Below are 19,418 nucleotides of genomic sequence, written 5' to 3'. Positions count from 1 at the left end.
TGCAAAATAGTGATGGTCTAACTGTCACTATTTTGTTAGTTACTTTGTTTGTTCAATTACTGACAATATGTGCAAATTCAGGAGACGGATCATATGAGTGAATTTATATTGGAGATGAGAAATATCTCAAAAGAGTTTCCCGGTGTTAAAGCATTAAGCGATGTTAACTTTAAGGTTAGAAAAGGTGAAATACATTGCTTAGTAGGGGAAAATGGTGCTGGAAAATCGACCTTAATGAAGGTTTTAAGTGGTATTTATCCGTTTGGGACATATACCGGGGATATTGTTTTTGGGGATGAAATTCAACAATTTTCAAAAATAAGTGATAGTGAAAAAAAAGGTATCGGTATCATATATCAGGAACTGTCCCTTTTTCCTGAACTTTCCGTATATGAAAATATTTTTATTGGGCATGAAATTAAAAAGGGAATGACCGTTGATTTCAATGAAACAATTGTGAAAGCAATTGAAATGCTAAAAAAAGTAAAATTAGATGTAAATCCAGATGTACAAATTAAAGAGTTAGGTGTAGGTAAACAGCAGCTTGTTGAAATAGCTAAAGCACTGAGTAAAGATGTTAAATTATTAATTCTTGATGAGCCTACAGCTGCATTAAATGAAGATGATAGTGAAAATCTTCTTTTCTTAATGGAAGAATTAAAGAATCAAGGGATCTCTTGTATCATGATTTCGCACAAGCTAAAAGAGGTTATTGCTGTTGCAGATACTGTTACTGTACTTCGAGACGGGAAGACAATCTGCTCTTTAAATAAAGATGAAATTACAGAAAATACAATCATCAAACATATGGTTGGTCGTGAGATTGATGATATATATCCGAAGCGTCCAAAGCAAAAATTTGGTGAAGTTGCGTTAGAATTACAAAATTGGAATGTGTACGATCCAAAATTAGGACGAAAGCTTCTTCATAATATTAATCTAAATGTTCGAAAAGGTGAAATTATTGGTATTGCTGGATTGATGGGATCAGGTCGAACAGAACTCGCGAAAAGTATTTTTGGTAATCCGACAAATTTCAAACTCAATGGTTCCATTTTTGTACAAGGTGAAGCAAAGCGTTTTAAACATCCGAAAGATGCAATAAAAGCTGGTATAGCATATGTAACAGAAGATCGTAAAGGTGATGGATTAATCCTCGAGCAGGATATTAAAAACAATATTTCCATTACGAACTTATTCGAGATTTCCAAAACAAGTGTGATCAATCAACATGAAGAAATTGTTGTTGCAAATAATTATTTAAATAAGTTAAACATTAAGGCTCCTTCAATTACTTCAATTGTTGGAAAATTGAGTGGTGGTAATCAGCAAAAAGTGTCATTGAGTAAATGGTTGTTTACAAATCCCAATGTACTTATTCTGGATGAACCAACACGTGGAATTGACGTAGGTGCAAAGTTTGAAATTTATAGTTTTATGAATCTTTTGGTTGAACAAGGCATGAGCATTATCATGATTTCCTCTGAACTTCCAGAAGTCCTTGGTATGAGTGACCGAATTTATGTTATGGCAGAAGGTAAAATAACTGGGGAATTATCACGAGAAGAAGCAACGCAAGAGAGCGTTATGGCTCTTGCTACGGTTTAGGAGAGGTTGAATAATATGAACTTTTTTCAGGAAGCAGGCATGTTATTAAAGAAAAATATTCGTGAATACGGAATGTATATTGCTCTTGCAATAATAATGATTGTTTTTACATTAAATACAGATGGATTATTTATGTCATCTCGTAATTTAAGTGATTTAATCAATATGACAGGCTATGTTGCTGTTCTTGCGGTTGGGATGACACTGGTTATTGTCATTAGACACATTGATTTATCAGTTGGTTTTGTTGCTGGGTTTCTGGGAGCAGTAGTTGCTATATTATTAACACAAAATGGTTTGCCAGTCTGGATTTCAATCATTGCAGTTCTAGTATTGGGGACTATCATTGGTTTAATTAATGGCTTTTTTGTTGCTAATTTAGGAATACCTTCATTCGTTGTTTCATTAGCAGGAATGCTAATATTTAAGGGATTATTACTTATGTCTCTTGTTGACACTGGTACAATTATCGTTTCTAACGAAAGCTTCAAGGCTATTGGAAATGGATATATTCCAAGTTTAGGAGAATGGAATGGTTTACACGTATCAACATTATTAATTGGTGCGATCTCAATTGTTCTTTTTGTATGGAGTGACTTAAAAAAGAGAAAAGTAAACTTAACTTATGGATTTGAAGTACTTTCTATGCCGATGCAAATATTAAAACTATTATTTATTGGCGGAATCATTGGTTATATTTGCTATATTCTTGCGGGATATCAAGGAATATCTTGGACTGCTGTAATCATGTTTATTGTTGTAGCAGTTTACCATTTCATTACAACAAGAACTCCTTTAGGGCGTCACATTTATGCAGTTGGTGGAAATCCTGAAGCTGCACAGCTAAGTGGAATTAGTGTAAAGAAAATCACTTACATTGTTTTTGGATCAATGAGTATGCTTGCAGCTCTATCAGGAGTATTGTTTACAGCTAGACTTGCATCAGCGTCACCACAAGCTGGTACAATGTTTGAGTTAGATGCCATTGCTGCAGCTTATGTGGGTGGTGTTTCTGCTGCAGGTGGTGCTGGTAAAGTAACAGGTACAATTATTGGTGCGTTTGTAATGGCTTCATTAACAAGTGGTATGAATTTGATGGGTATAGATATTTCATATCAATACGTCATTCGTGGTGCTGTTCTTGTTCTTGCAGTAGTGTTCGATGTAATGACACGTAATAAAGGGAAATAATATTAAAAAACAGAAACAGTCAATTTTTATTGGCTTGTTTCTGTTTTTTAGTTTTGGTCGTAAATTATGAAATTCTTGGGCTTCATAAGAATCTCTAAAGAAGTTACAAATCGTTACCTCTGATATGTCATATTCGCTGTTAGTTCTTTGACTGGTTGCCTTGAGCGATACAACTCAATCATCATCTTGCGAAATTCTTCATTGTACTTCTTGCTAGCATGGAGTGTTATCCGACACTTCGTTCCTGAAACCCATCGTAGGAACTTAACTTAGTTGTGTCCACATGATTATACTAAATCCAGTGCTAGAATACATTCATTACTGCAATTGTGTGCGAATGCAAGAGAAATTAAACTACCTGTCCCCTGTAGAATACAGGGGACAGGTAGCCTAGGTGTTTTGATCAGTGTCCTATTTTACGGGTTCAGTTCAGGAATTAGGCGTATTTCCTATGTCTTTTATTTCACATCAAAACGATCTGCGTCCATTACTTTTACCCAAGCTGCTACAAAGTCACGTACAAATTTCTCTTTGTTATCATCTTGTGCATACACTTCCACTAGAGCACGAAGAATCGAGTTTGAACCGAACACTAGGTCAAAGCGTGATGCAGTACGTACAACTTCACCTGTTTTGCGGTCGCGGCCTTCATATTGATTGAAGCCTGCTGGTTTCCACTCAATGCCCATGTCAAGTAAGTTTACGAAGAAATCATTTGTTAGTGTGCCAACACGGTCAGTAAATACTCCGTGATTTGTACCGCCATGGTTTGTGCCGAGAACACGCATACCGCCGAGAAGGACTGTCATTTCAGGAGCAGTCAGGCCTAATAGCTGTGCTTTGTCGACTAGCATTTCTTCTGGGCTAGTAGAGTATTCTTTCTTCTGGTAGTTACGGAATCCATCAGATACCGACTCTAATACGTCGAAGCTTTCAGCATCTGTTTGCTCGGCTGTTGCGTCGCCGCGACCAGGAGTAAATGGAACCGTTATATCAAAGCCTCCATCTTTTGCTGCTTTTTCAATTGCTGCACTTCCACCTAGGACGATTAAATCAGCAAGGCTGACTTTCTTATCAAGCTGGTTTTGGATGTCTTCGTAAACACTAAGAACTTTAGCGAGCTGTTCTGGTTCGTTTGCTTCCCAATCTTTTTGCGGAGCTAGACGGATGCGTGCACCGTTCGCACCTCCGCGCATATCAGAAACGCGGTATGAGCTTGCTGAAGCCCAAGCTGTTTTCACAAGTTCGCTCACTGTTAATCCTGAGTTCAGGATTTTCTCTTTTAGATTTGCAATTTCAGCATCAGATAATTCATAATCAACCATTGGAATTGGGTCTTGCCAGAGTAACTCTTCCTCTGGAACCTCTGGACCCCAGTATCTGATTTTAGGACCCATGTCACGGTGGAGCAATTTGAACCATGCACGGGCGAATGCATCGGCAAACTCTTCTGGGTTTTCGTAGTAACGACGAGAAATCTTTTCATAATCTGGATCCATACGTAATGCCATATCAGCTGTTGTCATCATAGTCTTAACACGGATAGATGGATCTTCAGCGTCTGGAGCCATATGCTCTTCTTTCACGTTGACCGGCTCCCATTGGAAAGCCCCTGCAGGACTCTTTGTTAACTCCCATTCGTACCCGAATAATAGATCGAAGTAGCCGTTATCCCATTGAGTGGGGTTCGTAGTCCAAGCGCCTTCGATACCGCTTGAAATCGTGTCGCGGCCTTTTCCGCTTCCATACGTGCTTAACCAACCAAAACCTTGTGTATCGAGTGTTGCGGCTTCTGGATCATCACCAACATGAGAAGGGTCGCCTGCACCGTGTGACTTACCAAATGTGTGGCCGCCAGCTATAAGGGCAACAGTTTCGTCGTCATTCATCCCCATACGTCCGAATGTATCACGAATATCATGGGCGCTAGCTAGTGGATCCGGCTTTCCATTTGGACCTTCAGGGTTTACGTAGATAAGCCCCATCTGTACAGCAGCAAGTGGATTTTCAAGCTCACGGTCACCTGAATAACGGTTGTCCGCTAACCATTCTTTCTCAGAACCCCAATAGACATCTTCTTCCGGATTCCAAATGTCTTCACGTCCTGCACCAAAACCAAATGCTTTTAAACCCATGGATTCCAGTGCAACGTTACCTGTTAATACAAGTAAGTCCGCCCAAGAAATCTTATTTCCATACTTTTGTTTTATTGGCCATAATAGACGGCGAGCTTTATCAAGATTTACATTATCCGGCCAGCTGTTCAATGGTGCAAAGCGCTGTGCTCCTGTTACGCCGCCTCCGCGTCCGTCAGTCGCACGATATGTACCTGCTGCATGCCAAGACATACGAATAAAGAATGGGCCGTAGTGACCATAGTCAGCTGGCCACCAATCCTGGCTGTCTGTCATTAAGTCATGAAGATCTTTTTTCAAGGCTGTATAATCTAGCTTAGAGAATTCTTCCTTATAGTTGAAGTTTTCATCCATTGGGTTAGATTTTTTGTCATGCTGATGAAGAATACTTAAATTTAATTGGTTTGGCCACCAGTCTTTGTTTGTCGTACGACCAAGACCTGGCTTCGTTGTAATCGCAGTATCTTTGTGATGCGTTACAGGACACTGTCCTGCAGCTGTGTGTTCTTTTTGATCGCGGTTATTGTTCATTTCCAATTCCCCCTTTTATAAATCATAGAATTAACACATATTCCGAAATTTAAAGCGAGAAGCCTGTTGAAGTAATACTGTTAGCATGAAAGTAACAAAACATATTTGTTACTTTTTCCAAAATAATCCTTTTTATCCACTGTTACAATGGTATAAAGCGGGTTTTAAAAATGTGTTTGATTGGTATTGTAATACAAGCGGTGATATTCTTCGCGTCATCATCTAGACTACACGCTCTTTCAATGATTATTATCCATTGAAAACAAAATTCCTTCCTAGGCTTGGAAATTAAAGGGTAGTGCAGCAATCAGAATTTACTATAAGTGCTTCTTGAGTAGCAGTAAGTGGTACACTGCGGTCATTGAAACATGACTAGCCTTAGAGCCAGTATGGTTTGATTCAATGCATTTTCTTTCATTGCGGTGAGGAATAAAATGTTGCGATTCATGGTTGGCTACAATATTCGTCAGTTGAACAAATAACTTATTAATTAGAAGTGTGACTACTAATATTAAGGAGCAAGATACAAGTGAAGTAGTGATTTTTTTGGAAAATATTATTTGGAAATATCAAAATCTAAATTTATATGAAATATTATAAAAAGCAAATATGAGACTGAGAAATGGTTAGGTATGTAGTCTGATATTTCATGGTCTTTTCAGCTTTTGGGAGCAGGATGGTAAAGGATTGAAAAGAGTCTTGATGTAAGTTTCGTAAATATTTATTTTGGTAAAACTATCAAATATGTTAAAGTATTAATTTAGTGGATATTCATTTGAAGATGGTGCTTTTTGTGAATATTCAGATAATAATCTTGATTAATATTATAAGGGTTAACATGAAAGCATTCAAGAGAATGCACTTGAAAATAGTCAATTTGTTAGGAGGATTTCATAATGAGTATGAGCAACAACGATATCTTAATCAGATTAAGATATGCTTTGGATATAAAAGATATAGATATGGTAGAGATTTTTGAGCTTGGTGGCATTGAAGTAACCAAAGAAGAAGTGCTAAAGATGCTTATCAAGTCAAAAAACAGTTACCATGATGAAGTTGAAAATGAGGATGTAATAAAATGCAATAATAGTATGTTAGAGTCATTTTTAAATGGCTTTATTACTTTTAAAAGGGGAAAACAAGATCCGAAACCAGGGGATGCTGGCAGACAAGCAGCGCCTTTAAAGACGAATGAAAGTGTAAATAATCTTCTTTTAAAGAAATTGAAAATAGCACTGGCATTAACAAGTGAGGATATGATCGATATGTTCGAAGGGGCAGGAATTAAGGTGACAAAAGGAGAGTTAAGTGCCTTATTAAGAAAAAAAGACCATAAGAACTATAAAGAGTGCGGTGATAGATATGCAAGGAATTTCTTAAAAGGGTTAGCTGTAAAATATAGAGGGTAAGAACTTATCCACTAACTCTTTCAGGTAATTAGGATACATCTATAGCGAAGAAGGTATAATTTCTAAATGGATAAGTATTATAACTAGTCTCTGTCGTCATAAACACTTAGCGCAGGGATACTTATGTTAAGAAATTAATAGATATAATGGAGGAGCAGGGATTTTGATCCTGCTCTACTTTCTTATTATCTGTAGGTTCTAGCTGCATTTTTCACAACAAGCACCGCATATAGTTGTAATGTAAAAATAACATGAATGGATAATCCAGGTGATAACATGATACATACATACTTAGGTGAAACAATTGATTTTTATATAAATTATAAAAAACAAAGAAATATGGGGATTTATATAGATATTCATGGCAATATTGAAGTCCAGGCTCCTAAAGGGACCTCTGTTGAAAGTGTGCGCCAATTACTAGAGGAAAAATGGGATTGGATTCAGCAAAACTCAAAAGAAATGAAAGAGAGAAAACGTGGACCGAAGGAGAAGGCTTATGATCATGGTGAGAGCTTTCTTTATTTAGGGAACGAATACCCTATACAGATTGTTCAAGATATGAATGTCAAGCAAGACCATGTAGTGTTTGAAGGGGATAAATTACATATATATGTGAAGCAGTTGGATGAGGAAAAGATTAAACAAGCCTTGAAACGATTTTATTATCAGCAATGTAAAGCGTTAGTGGAGAAGAGTATTCAGTCTTATCAAAGCTACTTTAAAACTAAACCGCGTTCTATCCGTATTTCTGATAGTAACCGTAATTGGGGAACTTGTGATTCAAAAATGCAGTTAACGTTTAACTGGAAGTTGGCCATGGCACCGATGAAGGTAATCGAATACGTAGTCGTTCATGAAATGTGCCATATGGTTCACATGAATCATGATCGTTCCTTTTGGCGTCTGGTTGGAAAAATAATGCCTGATTATAAGGAAGCGGAAAACTGGTTAGCGCTGTCAAATTGGAAAATGACGGTTTAGGAGAAGATATTTTTGGCGAATTTTTTGTATATCGCAGTACTAATCAATCTTTTTTTATTCAGTAGATGAACTTATCAGCACCTTATGTGAAGCAGATTGTACTCTGGCCATGCGGAGAGCTGTGTACTACTTATAAGAAAAGAGTCTTTCTATCAATAAAATCTCTTAATCATTTGGTTTGAAACTGCTGCTTTTATATCAACGACTCTACATTGGAATAGATAGCGCATTTATTTTACATATGGTAAGGTAGAGTCATCTGCCCAAGAATGATATTTTAATAGAAATGAGGTACTGTATTCCTATGATTAAGCGTTTCTTTAGCTATTATCGCCCTCACAAAAGGCTGTTCTACATAGACTTTTTTTGTGCAGTGCTAGTCGGATTATTGGAGCTTGGATTTCCGCTTGCTGTTTCATGGTTTATTGACAAGCTGCTTCCAGAAGGGAATTGGAGCACTATTATTTCAGTGAGCATCGGTCTTTTAGCACTTTATTTAATAAGCTCTGGAATGCAATTTGTGGTGAACTATTGGGGGCACAAGCTGGGCATTAATATTGAGACTGACATGCGCCGTGAGCTGTTCAACCATGTTCAGCGTCAATCGTTCCGTTTCTTTGATAATACGAAAACAGGTCATATTATGAGTCGTATTACTAATGACCTCATGGATATTGGAGAATTAGCACATCATGGTCCTGAGGATTTCTTTATAGCAATTATGACATTCATTGGTGCATTTTGGATCATGCTTACCATCAATGTGAAACTAGCTCTTGTTGCTATTATTATTGTACCGTTTCTTGTATGGCTAATTTCCTATTCAAATATGAAAATGAATGCATCATGGACTCAAATGTATGGCAATATTGCTGATGTCAATGCACGGGTAGAGGATAGTGTTTCAGGTGTTCGGGTTGTACAGTCCTTTACTAATGAGCAGTATGAAATTAATCGATTTAACAAGAATAATCAATTTTTCCGTAAAACAAAATTAAGAGCCTACAAGGTTATGAGCTGGAATTTATCAGGTATTTATATTACAACACGACTCATGACTTTGAGTATTTTAGTATACGGAGCTTGGCTCAGTTTCTCTGGGGCCTTATCCTATGGAGAGCTAGTGGCCTTTATTCTGTATCTGAACATTTTATTTAAGCCCATTGAAAAGATTAGTGCCTTACTTGAGCTTTATCCAAAAGGAATGGCAGGCTTTAAGCGTTTTATTGAACTGATAGACACCGAACCAGACATTACAGATATTCCTCATGCTATTGATGTGCCGTTTTTAAAAGGGGATATCAGTTTTCGGAATGTTACTTTCGGATACGAAAATAAGCGTACTATTTTGAACGATTTAACGTTTTCTATTGAAGCGGGAAACACTGTAGCTTTTGTAGGACCTTCTGGTGCCGGAAAAACGACAATTTGCTCCTTGATTCCTCGTTTTTATGACGTTATAGAAGGCGCGATAACAATAGATGGAATAGATATCCGCAACATGACAAAAGAATCCTTGCGTTCAAATATTGGAATTGTTCAACAGGATGTCTTTTTATTTACAGGTACCTTAAGAGAAAACATTGCGTATGGCAAGTTGGATGCTACACAGGCTGAAATTGAAGAAGCAGCTAGAAAAGCGCACTTGATGGAATTAATAGCTTCCCTTCCAGATGGATTTGATACGCAGGTTGGTGAAAGAGGATTAAAGCTTTCGGGAGGCCAGAAACAGCGGTTGGCTATTGCTAGAATGTTTTTGAAAAATCCCCCAATCTTAATCTTGGATGAGGCTACTTCAGCATTGGATACTGAAACGGAAGCGATTATACAGGATGCGTTGAATGATCTTGCAAAAGATCGAACAACCCTTATCATTGCACATCGATTGGGAACGATTAGAAAAGCGGATCGTATTCTTGTTATAACAGAAGAAGGTATAGCTGAAGATGGCACCCATAAGGAGCTTCTTTCACAAGAAAATGGGATTTTTGCTAAGCTTCACGCACACCAGCATTGAGCATGCTGGCAACAGAGAAAGTAATATATTAATTGTATCAGTAGTCTCTTATTGTATTGCTGTATTTAATTTGAATATACACAATAAGAGAGGGAGTATTTTAAAAAAAGGAGGATGTCTTAGAAGGAGTGCTTGGCACTGCTTTTAAGACATCCTCCTTTTATCTTTTCGGATGTAGGATTTCTCAAACAAAACTAATGCTTTCTTCAAATAACTAATAAATTTATCGTTCATCAAAGCAACTTGTTTATTTTTTGACCGAATCAATCCAAATGGAACGGATGAATAAGTTGTATTTACAATTGGAATAGGCACAGTTTGACCATTCAATATTGTTACTTCATCTTTGAGAGAGCTATCGGTTGCAAATGTAATAGCAATTCCTTCAGTGACAGCAGCTCGAATAGCATCTACGTTGTCCGTTACAAATAGAAGGTTTAAAGGGACTTTTTCCATTAAGTTTTTAGCAAATGAGAGGATGAATTCATCGTTATACAGGACAATCGTTTCATTCTGTAAATCTTCAGGCAAGATAGATTCTTTTAATGCTAGGTGGGAGTTTTTGCTGACGCATAGATGTACTTCACTGTTGAATAGAAACTCAGAAGATATGTCGTTTGTATAATATGGAAAATTATTGTAAAAATTTATAAGGCCGATATCGAGCTTTTGGTTGAGGACATCTTCTAAAATTTCTTTTGAGTCTTTTTCAGCAATAATTAGTTGGACATTTGGATAGTCTTTTTTAAAAGTGGAATATACTCTTAATATGATTGCCATTAAACCTGGAATGGCTGCGATTCGTAAGACCCCGCTTAGCTCATCTTGATAATATTGTGCTTTTTCCTTCAAATCTTGGGCCTTTTCCACCAGCTCTTTTATGACAACAATTAATTGCTTTCCTTCAAAAGTGAGTACAGTCCCTTGTTTGGATCTAGTAAAGAGCGTAACTCCTAGTTCTTTCTCTACGCTTGTAATCGCTTGACTGATAGTAGACTGGGTAACATGAAGGTTGTATGCAGCGATGGAAATAGACTTTGCTTTAGAAACTTCAAAGATATAGTTCAAACGTTCAATATTCATCGAATCACATCTCTTTATATGAAATTTATTAATGATAAGCATTAAAAGAATTAACTTTATTTAAAGTATAAAATGATTTTATAATAAATTCAAATAATTCTGAATAAAAGCGTTTCCAAAGTAGAGGCTTTTACTTGGGTTATCAACAATTTTATTTAAAGGGGAGAAAGTTCAATGACAACTAAAGCAGGACAAGTATTAGATGCAAATTATGTAGCTGACGAAAGTATTCCTTGGGTTCCGTTTTTTAACACAGAAGTAAAGTTTCATAAAATTAACATGGTAACAGGGGAAGTTGTTGTTACGTTAAAGGCGAAGCCAGGTATTCAATTACCTATTCATGTACATCACGGAACAGTTATTTTGTATACGATCTCTGGACAATGGGGTTATCTTGAGCATGATTGGGTTGCAAAAGCAAACGATGTTGTCTATGAACCGGCAGCTTCTCTGCATACTTTTTATACTCCTGCAGATTGTGAAGAAGACACTCTTGCTTTTAATATCATCCAAGGAGCACTTGAATTTAAGGATGAAAACGGCAATACATTCCTTATCTTAAACTCTGCTGGAGCTCTTCAAATGTACAAAGATCATTGTGAAAAGCTTGGAATTGAAAATCCAGTAGATATCACAAAATTCTAATCATCCATAAAAGTACTTACCAAATTTTGGTGAGTACTTATTCATGTGAAATACAAAAAAGGGGGATGTACATGCGTTTACAAAATAAAGTTGCAATCGTTACAGGCGGCAGTGGAGGTATTGGCCTAGCTACTGTTAAAAGGCTCGCATCTGAAGGTGCAAAGGTTGTGATCGCTGATATTAATGAAGAAGGTGGTCAAAAGGCTGTTGAAGAAGTGAGTCGTGAACTAGGGTCAGAAGTTTTATTCATTAAGACAAATGTTGCAAGCTATGAGGCTGTTGTTCATTTAGTGGAGAGAACGGTAGAAGAATTTGGTAGACTGGATATTATGTTCAATAATGCTGGATTCGCCAAAGCAGCTCCGTTACTGCAGCATAATCCAGTTGAAGATTTCGATCCCATTGTCGCTGTCAATCAAAATGGAGTCTATTATGGAATTCTAGCTGCAGCTCGGAAAATGGTTGAACTTGGTATAAAAGGGACCATTATCAATACAGCATCCGTTTTTGGTATTTTACCAGGTGAGCTAACGTTCACTTATAATGCAACAAAAGCTGCAGTCATCAATATGACTTCCTCTGCAGCAATGGAACTGGCTCCAAATGGAATACGAGTTGTTGCAATCGCACCAGGACGTGTGAATACACCTATTTTATCTCCGTATAAAGACTTTGGTGTTTGGGACCAAATGGTGAGTGAACAAATGAGAGGTACATTGACAGAGCCGATGGAAATTGCGAATGCTGTAGCATTTTTGGCGTCTGAGGAAGCAAATTGTATCAATGGAACCTGCGTAAATTTAGATGATGGTTATAGTTCATTTAAAGCAAGATTATTCGTTTAAAAAACCTATCTGTGATTGGAGTGGAAAAGATGAAAGCTACAGAAATTCAAGCTACAAAAGATAGTATAGTAGTAGAAAATATGAAGGCTGCTAAATTTTTTGGAGCGAAAGATATTCGAGTTGTAGATGCACCAATTCCAACGGTAGATGCAAATAGCGTGAAAGTAGAAATCGAGTGGTGTGGGATTTGTGGAAGCGATATGCATGAATATGTAGCAGGACCAATGGTCATTCCATCAGGTTCTAACGTAACAATGGGACACGAATTTTCAGGTAGAATTGTAGAAATTGGGGAAAATGTAACAACATTTGCGATTGGAGACCGTGTTGTTATCGAACCAATCGTTCCTTGTTGGACTTGTAACTCTTGTAGAACAGGTAATTACCAAGTTTGTGAAAAGCCACAATTCTATGGTCTTATCGTAAATGATGGTGGTTTTGGAGAATACATTGTATCTTCTGTTGACCGTGTTTATAAAATTCCTGATACAATGAGCTACGAGCAAGCGGCATTAGTTGAACCTGTTGCAGTGGTAACACAAGCTATCCGTTCCAGCCAATTTAAATTCGGTGATACTGTTGCTGTATTTGGCACAGGTCCAATCGGATTACTGCTTATCCAATCGTTAAAAGCAGCAGGAGCTTCTAAAATCATCGCTGTAGAAGTAGTTGACCATCGTAGAGAAGTTGCTTTGAAATCAGGTGCTACTCATGCTATCAACCCTATCGACACAAATGCGGTTGAAACTATTTTCGGTTTAACAAACGGTAGAGGTGTAGACGTAGCCTTTGATTGTGCTGGCGTTCAACCTACTTTCGAAGCTTCCCTTAACAGCGTGAGAAATAACGGGGAATTGAAAATTATTAGTTTATGGGAAAAACCTGTAACATTTAATCCAAATGTCGCGATGATGACAAACAAAAGAATCTCTACTACAATGACCTATAACAACATTTATCCAGAAGTGATCGACCTTATTAACCAAGGGATTTTAAAAGAAGATTTAATTATCACTAAAAAAATTCACTTAGACGATGTGGTGGAAGAAGGATTTGAGGAAGTATTAAACGATCGTTCTCAAGTTAAAATCTTAGTTACACCAAAACGTTCAAATTTATAAAAAATGTACGCCTGCGTCTCGCTACGGTTTCACTCTCCGTAACGAGATGCAGGCGTTTGTATTTTTGCTTTGTTATTTCTTGTAGGAGTGGTTTATTTTGAAACGAGAATGAAGAGGCAATGGTTTAGAATCTAGCTCGTAGTGGAAAAGTAATGGATGAGCTACAGCATTTTTTCAATAAAATCTATGTTAAAATAGTATTGTAGTAATCAAACTATAGGAGAACATCGTGTGAAAATAGCATATATTATAGATTCTATGACAACATTGGATTGTGAATATCGAAAGAAACATCATATTTATATTATGCCTCTAGAAGTTATTTTGGATGGTACAAGCTATGAGGAAAATGTAGATATAACACCAAAAGAGTTTTACGAAAATATTGCTGCTTACCAGGATTTAAAAACATCACAACCAGCTATTGGAAAAGTAATTGATAAATTTGAACAATTACAACGCGAAGGATATGAAAAGATTGTTGTATTTTCTCTTTCTTCTAAAGGCTCTGGTGCCTATGCGACATATTGCATGGTAAAGGATATGGTAGATATTGAAGTAGAAGTGATTGATACGTTAGGTGCTTCTTATGTAACATCTACACTGCTACAAAGGTATATCGAAAATGGAGAGGACGAGGAACAACGCACTAATCATTTAGCAAGAAGCAAGTTCCTTGTGGTACCACAAGATTTGAAGCAATTGCATAAATCGGGACGTGTTAGCGGCTTATCTTTTATTTTAGGTAATTTATTAAAAATCCAGCCCATTCTTGAAATGAAGAATGGAGAGGTATTATTACAAGAAAAAGTACGTAAGCAAAAGCAAGTAGAACAGTATGTCCTTCAAGAGTTGGGAAAAGGGACTATAGAAAACAATCACCTCCATATTATGCATACTTGTGAGGAGCAAAAAGGCGCAATGTGGAAGCAGTTGATTTTAGAAAAATTTCCTCATTTAGTCATTACGTTTAGCGAAGTGCCTGTTTCGATAGGCGTGCATAATGGCCGTGGAACGATGATTTTTAGTTGGTTTTATGAATGATGCTGCAGTGCTTACTTTAAATGAAGTAAGTACTTTTTTAATGAAGGTAAAGTTAGGAGAATGTGTATGAAACGAGAAATAGGCACAGTTGATATACAGGAGCGAATTAATGGAAGAGCATCTATATGATAAATTGTTACATATAAAAACCGGAGGAGAGCAAAAAGACTTTAATAAATCTTTACATTATCACCGTTATGAGCCGACACCGTATAGTGCGCTAGAAACATTATTGAATCACTATGAATTAAAAAGCAGTGATCGTATTGTAGATTTTGGATGTGGAAAAGGGAGATTGAACTTTTACGTTAATTCTGTATGTAATGCTTCTGTGGTAGGGGTAGAAATGAACCAGGCTTTCTATCAGGAAGCACTTGAGAATAGAAACAGATATGTACAGAAAATGAAAAATAGGAGAGGTGAAATTCATTTCCATTGCTGCTTAGCAGAAGAATATGAGATTGCTCCATTAGACAATCGATTTTATTTCTTTAATCCATTTTCTGTACAAATTTTTATGAATATCGTAAAGAATATATTGCTTTCGGTTGAAAAGAAAAAGCGTGAAATAGATTTGATTTTGTATTATGGATCAGACGATTATATTTACTTTCTAGAAAACCATACCTCCTTTGAATTGAAAGAGGAAATTAGATTGCCGGGCTTGTATGAACACAATCCTTTTGAGAGATTTTTAATATACCGCTTATCACCTTAGAAGGATTGTATAAATATGTTGTATTCGACTAGTTTGATGACTAGTCGAGCTTGTTGCTTCCAAAATATTGACGCAGATTTACAGAACAGAAGCTCATACTTATAATATGGCTGTATAATTGTAACGAGGAGATAAAGTGCAGTGCATTTGAGCAGAAATTTTTATGATTATCCACTGAAAGGGGCAACATACATTGAATAATCCGTTATTAGAGGCATTTAAACAAACAAAGTATCAAGTAGTTGGCCATGGTTCTAGAAATATTCAAGTGTTGAAAGAGGCATTTCAGGATATGGATGGACAGCAGGAAAGCGATATTTATGGAAATGGTAAGATTATAGAAGATTTTCAAAATAAAATGGCGGAGTATTTAGGGAAAGAAGATACAGTATTTTTTCCTAGCGGGACTATGGCACAGCAAATCGCATTAAGAATATGGTGTGATAAAAAAGGACTAAAAAGAGTAGCATATCATCCATTATGTCATTTAGAGATTCATGAAGAAGACGGGCTAAAGGAATTGCATCGTATATATCCTGTGTTGCTGGCAGATAAAGACAGATTAATTCAATTAGAAGATGTTGTGAACATGGATGAAGATATTGCTTGTTTATTGCTTGAGCTGCCTCAGCGTGAAATAGGCGGTCAATTACCGGATTACCAAACTCTCGAATCTATTTCCGCATATTGTCGTGAAAAAGGAATCAGGTTACATCTGGACGGTGCACGGCTTTTTGAAATTTTGCCGTATTATCAAAAGTCAGCTGCAGAAATTTGTGCGCTTTTTGATAGCGTGTATGTATCTTTTTATAAGGGGATAGGCGGGATTGCAGGAGCCGTTCTTGCAGGTGATAAAGCATTTATAAAGGAATCAAAAGTATGGAAAAGACGACATGGCGGTGATTTAATAAGCCTGTATCCATATATTATAAGTTCAGATTTTTATTTTGATCAAAGAGTACATAAGATGGCACAGTATTATGAAGAAGCAAAAGAGCTTGCGGGATTGTTTAATCAATGTCATGCTGTTTCAACAAAGCCTTTAGAACCTGTGTCTAATATGTTCCATGTACATTTTGAGATGCCAAAAGAGAAGGCCGAATCGATTCTAGCTGAAGTTTATGAGGAAACAGGCATTGGTTTAACCAGTCACTTAAGAGAAATAACAGAGGAATGCTGTTATTATGAAGTAAGTATTGGAGATAGGTATGCTCATATACCAAAAGAAGAATTAAAGAAAGTATTTCAAATACTCGATGAAAAATGCAGGAAATGATAGGCGTAATACTGAAAGCACTCTCCTCTAAGAGTGCTTTTTTGCTTAGGATACATCTGATTGAGGTTACTTTCTCAATATTAGATATGAACTTTCTTATTTTGGAGACGCACTATTAAATTTAAAACCCAAATCAATAATTCAACAGGCAGTACAAAATCTTCTAAAGGTTTATTGTACATTGCCTGTTTTTTATTTGCATTTACAAATACATTGTATGAATATCAGCTTGTCTACATATATTGTACTATCTTGGCTGCCTGATATTGAGGAGGTAAGGCGATGGATAATATTCATAAAATCTTACATTCTATTGATTGTTCATCCCGCAGAGAAGTATTTGCCACCATTATTCACATAGAAGGCTCAGCCTATCGAAAAGAAGGTACTTCTATGTTAATAAAGGAAGATGGAACACAGGTAGGGATACTGAGCGGGGGATGCTTGGAGACAGATCTTGCTCTTCAAGTTAAGGAAGTTTTAGATAAAGGACTGTCCCGTACTTTGATATACGACATGAGAGATGAAGACGATTTATCATGGGGGCAAGGTGCGGGCTGCAACGGTGTAGTACATGTGCTGCTTGAACCCATTGATGGTAATATGCTTCAGCATCTAAATAAAGTAAAGACTTGTCTGGAAGATGGAAAAGAAGTGATGGTAGTAAAAAAACTCACAAACACATGGTCGGTTTCTGATTATCTGTTTTTAACAGAGGATGGAGCAGTCTTTGGTGAGTGGACGGGTATTTTAGATAATGAAATGCAGCATACATTCAGACAAGAGAAGAGAAGCGGTCTAGTATTTATAGCGGAACTATCTGCATACGTATATCTGCATACATTTTTACCTAAACCTCGCTTAATTATTTTTGGAGCAGGATATGATGCAATGCCATTAGCTTCATTGGCATCAAAAACAGGGTTTTATGTAACGGTTTCTGATTGGAGAGAAGCACTTTGTAATAAAAATAAATTCCCAGAAGCCGATCAATGTATAGTAGGCTTTCCCAAAGACGCTATAACGTCTGTAAAATTAACTCCTCGTGACTTTGTTGTTATCCTCACTCATCATTTCCAACGAGATCAAGAATTATTGGAATTACTATTGAATAAACAATTACGGTATTTAGGTATATTAGGTTCAAAATTACGAATGAACCGTTTATTTAAAGGGAAAGAGGTACCCAGTTTTATCAAAACTCCCGTAGGATTGCCTATCGGGGCTGAAGGACCGGAGGAAATTGCAGTTAGCATTCTTGCCCAGCTCATTCAAATACTAAGAAAGCCTAGTATAGAAGTGAGGTTTTCCAAATGAAAATACCAGGAGTTACAGGAATTTATCTTGCGGCAGGCAGCAGCCGACGAATGGGAACAGATAAGCTGTCTCTTCCTTTACACCATAAACCACTCGGCTGTTTCGCGTTAGAAGCAGCTCTAAAATCCCAGCTGGATCACATCATCCTTGTAACGAAAGAATCAGATGGGTTGGAGTGGGTGTCTCCTCGTGCGTTTGCTAATCCTTGGAGAGAACGCTGGACTCATATTGCCTGTTCTGAATCCAATAAGGGACAATCCTATTCATTAAAATGCGGGCTGCGATATGCAGAAAAAATAAAAGCGGATGCGGTTATGATCTTACTTGCTGATCAGCCGTTTATTTCCGTAGAGTCTATAAATACTCTTATTTGCTACTATCACCAAGAAAAAAAGAAGAAGCCTGAACTGCAAGCTGCAGCAGCCAGTTACCAAGGTGTTTTTAGACCTCCAATTATATTTTCACGAGAGATATTTCCAGTGCTTATGCAGCTGCAGGGCGATGCAGGAGCAAGGCAGCTCTGGCATCAGGATCACTCCGTAGTTGCTGCCATGCTGGAATTTAATGATGAAAAAATATTTTTAGATATTGATACAAAAGAAGATTATGAACGGATAGAGGGAGGGAACATCAGTTGAGGTTTGTCGGAGAAGAGTGTATGCAGGTTTGGATTCCTAACAGTGTAGAAGAAGCATGGAGCTTACAACGACAGCTTGGGCCTGATGCTTGTTTTGTGGCAGGAGGAACGCTGTTGCAAACGCAGTGGGAAAAAACTAATGCGGGTCCCTTATACTTAATCAGCTTGGAGAAAATCGATTCGATGCGAGGAATAGAACAAATGCTTTATGGCACGTATATAGGGGCTTTAACGACATTAGAGATTTGTAGAAATGACTCCGTATTAAGTCCCACTCTATTAGCAGAAGCGGCCCGGCATATTGCAGCACCAGCTGTAAGGAGCCGAGCAACCATTGGAGGAAATATAGTAAATGGATATGGAGACACTATTCCTGCTCTTCTAGCAATGGAAGCAAAGGTACGTTATTTTGATGGAATAGGCTACAGAATGGAAGAACTAGGAGAGTGGTTCAGTAAGCGAAATACAAAAGCTATAGATTCTATGCTCCTTACATCTATTTATCTTCCTGCGCAAACACAGACTTCACAATCGATAAATGTATACAGAAAAGTTGGACGCCGAGATGCTTTTTGTCCTTCTCTTGTTACAGTGGCAGTATGCTGTAATAAGGATGAAGAAGGGAAAATCCAGCATATTCGTCTTGCTGCGGGAGGAGGAGAAAGTCTTCCAAGACGATTGGTTGAATGTGAGCTGCTATTACAAGGAACGATTCCTAATACAGAAATTTGGAAGAAGTTCTACTCAAATATACTAAAGGAATTTACACCTGTTTCAGATGAATTTGCTTCGGCAGATTATCGAAGACTTGTAGCAGCTAATATACTTGCTTCTGCATTAATGACATGAATGGAGGA

At 37.2% G+C, this 19,418-nt stretch carries 16 protein-coding genes and 1 pseudogene; 15 read left to right on the top strand and 2 right to left on the bottom strand.

Going from position 1 to position 19,418, the window contains the following annotated elements; genetic code table 11:
- Window positions 1-93: 93 nt before the first annotated feature.
- The 3 genes and pseudogenes from J7Q84_RS15400 to J7Q84_RS15390 form a co-directional block, all read left to right on the top strand.
- Entirely contained in the window at window positions 94-1,608 is a 1,515-nt protein-coding gene (locus J7Q84_RS15400) for a sugar ABC transporter ATP-binding protein (RefSeq protein ID WP_209095672.1), read from the top strand.
- 15 nt (window positions 1,609-1,623) lie between these two features.
- The gene (locus J7Q84_RS15395) at window positions 1,624-2,799 is read left to right on the top strand and encodes a sugar ABC transporter permease (protein WP_209095671.1); all 1,176 of its coding nucleotides are present in this window, start codon (window positions 1,624-1,626) and stop codon (window positions 2,797-2,799) included.
- A 301-nt stretch (window positions 2,800-3,100) separates the two neighbouring features.
- Window positions 3,101-3,193, top strand: a pseudogene (locus J7Q84_RS15390) (IS3 family transposase); the annotation flags it as partial.
- Between the two features lie 64 nt (window positions 3,194-3,257).
- On the opposite strand, the gene katG reads toward J7Q84_RS15390, so the two are convergent.
- Window positions 3,258-5,465 carry a catalase/peroxidase HPI gene (katG, locus tag J7Q84_RS15385; RefSeq protein WP_209095670.1) on the bottom strand — a complete coding sequence of 736 codons (2,208 nt, stop codon included), beginning with the start codon at window positions 5,463-5,465 and terminating at the stop codon, window positions 3,258-3,260.
- 896 nt (window positions 5,466-6,361) lie between these two features.
- Here katG and J7Q84_RS15380 point away from each other — a divergent pair.
- The 3 genes from J7Q84_RS15380 (at window position 6,362) to J7Q84_RS15370 (ending at window position 9,875) form a co-directional block, all read left to right on the top strand.
- Window positions 6,362-6,874 carry a YehS family protein gene (locus J7Q84_RS15380; RefSeq protein ID WP_209095651.1) on the top strand — a complete coding sequence of 171 codons (513 nt, stop codon included), beginning with the start codon at window positions 6,362-6,364 and terminating at the stop codon, window positions 6,872-6,874.
- A 276-nt stretch (window positions 6,875-7,150) separates the two neighbouring features.
- Entirely contained in the window at window positions 7,151-7,858 is a 708-nt protein-coding gene (locus J7Q84_RS15375; protein ID WP_209095649.1) for a M48 family metallopeptidase, read from the top strand.
- A 304-nt stretch (window positions 7,859-8,162) separates the two neighbouring features.
- Window positions 8,163-9,875, top strand: a complete 1,713-nt coding sequence (locus J7Q84_RS15370) for an ABC transporter ATP-binding protein (protein WP_209095647.1) — start codon at window positions 8,163-8,165, stop codon at window positions 9,873-9,875.
- Between the two features lie 144 nt (window positions 9,876-10,019).
- On the opposite strand, the gene J7Q84_RS15365 is transcribed toward J7Q84_RS15370, so the two are convergent.
- Entirely contained in the window at window positions 10,020-10,958 is a 939-nt protein-coding gene (locus J7Q84_RS15365) for a LysR family transcriptional regulator (RefSeq protein ID WP_209095645.1), read from the bottom strand.
- A 174-nt stretch (window positions 10,959-11,132) separates the two neighbouring features.
- Between J7Q84_RS15365 and J7Q84_RS15360 the strand changes: the two genes are divergently transcribed.
- From J7Q84_RS15360 to J7Q84_RS15320, 9 genes are all read left to right on the top strand, one after another.
- Window positions 11,133-11,603: a 2,4'-dihydroxyacetophenone dioxygenase family protein gene (locus J7Q84_RS15360; protein ID WP_209095643.1), complete on the top strand. Its 471-nt coding sequence runs from the start codon at window positions 11,133-11,135 to the stop codon at window positions 11,601-11,603.
- 71 nt (window positions 11,604-11,674) lie between these two features.
- Complete coding sequence (locus J7Q84_RS15355) at window positions 11,675-12,448, top strand: SDR family NAD(P)-dependent oxidoreductase (protein ID WP_209095641.1); 774 nt, start codon at window positions 11,675-11,677, stop codon at window positions 12,446-12,448.
- Window positions 12,449-12,477: 29 nt separating this feature from the next.
- Window positions 12,478-13,569, top strand: coding sequence for a 2,3-butanediol dehydrogenase (locus J7Q84_RS15350; protein ID WP_247739307.1), 1,092 nt, complete (start codon window positions 12,478-12,480; stop codon window positions 13,567-13,569).
- 231 nt (window positions 13,570-13,800) lie between these two features.
- The gene (locus tag J7Q84_RS15345) at window positions 13,801-14,613 is read left to right on the top strand and encodes a DegV family protein (RefSeq protein ID WP_209095639.1); all 813 of its coding nucleotides are present in this window, start codon (window positions 13,801-13,803) and stop codon (window positions 14,611-14,613) included.
- A 109-nt stretch (window positions 14,614-14,722) separates the two neighbouring features.
- Window positions 14,723-15,331 carry a class I SAM-dependent methyltransferase gene (locus tag J7Q84_RS15340; protein ID WP_209095637.1) on the top strand — a complete coding sequence of 203 codons (609 nt, stop codon included), beginning with the start codon at window positions 14,723-14,725 and terminating at the stop codon, window positions 15,329-15,331.
- A 193-nt stretch (window positions 15,332-15,524) separates the two neighbouring features.
- A complete protein-coding gene (locus J7Q84_RS15335) occupies window positions 15,525-16,607 on the top strand; it encodes a threonine aldolase family protein (protein WP_209095635.1) in 1,083 nt (360 codons plus the stop codon).
- A gap of 282 nt (window positions 16,608-16,889) precedes the next feature.
- Window positions 16,890-17,924 (top strand): XdhC family protein, encoded by a 1,035-nt coding sequence (locus J7Q84_RS15330; RefSeq protein WP_209095633.1) that lies wholly within the window; start codon window positions 16,890-16,892, stop codon window positions 17,922-17,924.
- Complete coding sequence (locus J7Q84_RS15325; protein WP_209095631.1) at window positions 17,921-18,562, top strand: NTP transferase domain-containing protein; 642 nt, start codon at window positions 17,921-17,923, stop codon at window positions 18,560-18,562. The genes J7Q84_RS15330 and J7Q84_RS15325 overlap by 4 nt, the downstream gene beginning before the upstream one ends.
- Window positions 18,559-19,410, top strand: a complete 852-nt coding sequence (locus J7Q84_RS15320; protein ID WP_209095623.1) for an FAD binding domain-containing protein — start codon at window positions 18,559-18,561, stop codon at window positions 19,408-19,410. Before J7Q84_RS15325 ends, J7Q84_RS15320 begins: the two co-directional genes overlap by 4 nt.
- The last annotated feature ends 8 nt before the right edge of the window (window positions 19,411-19,418 follow it).

The sequence above is a fragment of the Bacillus sp. 165 genome, from assembly GCF_017742235.1.
Lineage (GTDB): Bacteria > Bacillota > Bacilli > Bacillales > Bacillaceae_G > JAGHKQ01.
Note: the sequence above shows the minus strand (reverse complement) of the source record. Positions and strands in the feature narration are given on the sequence as shown.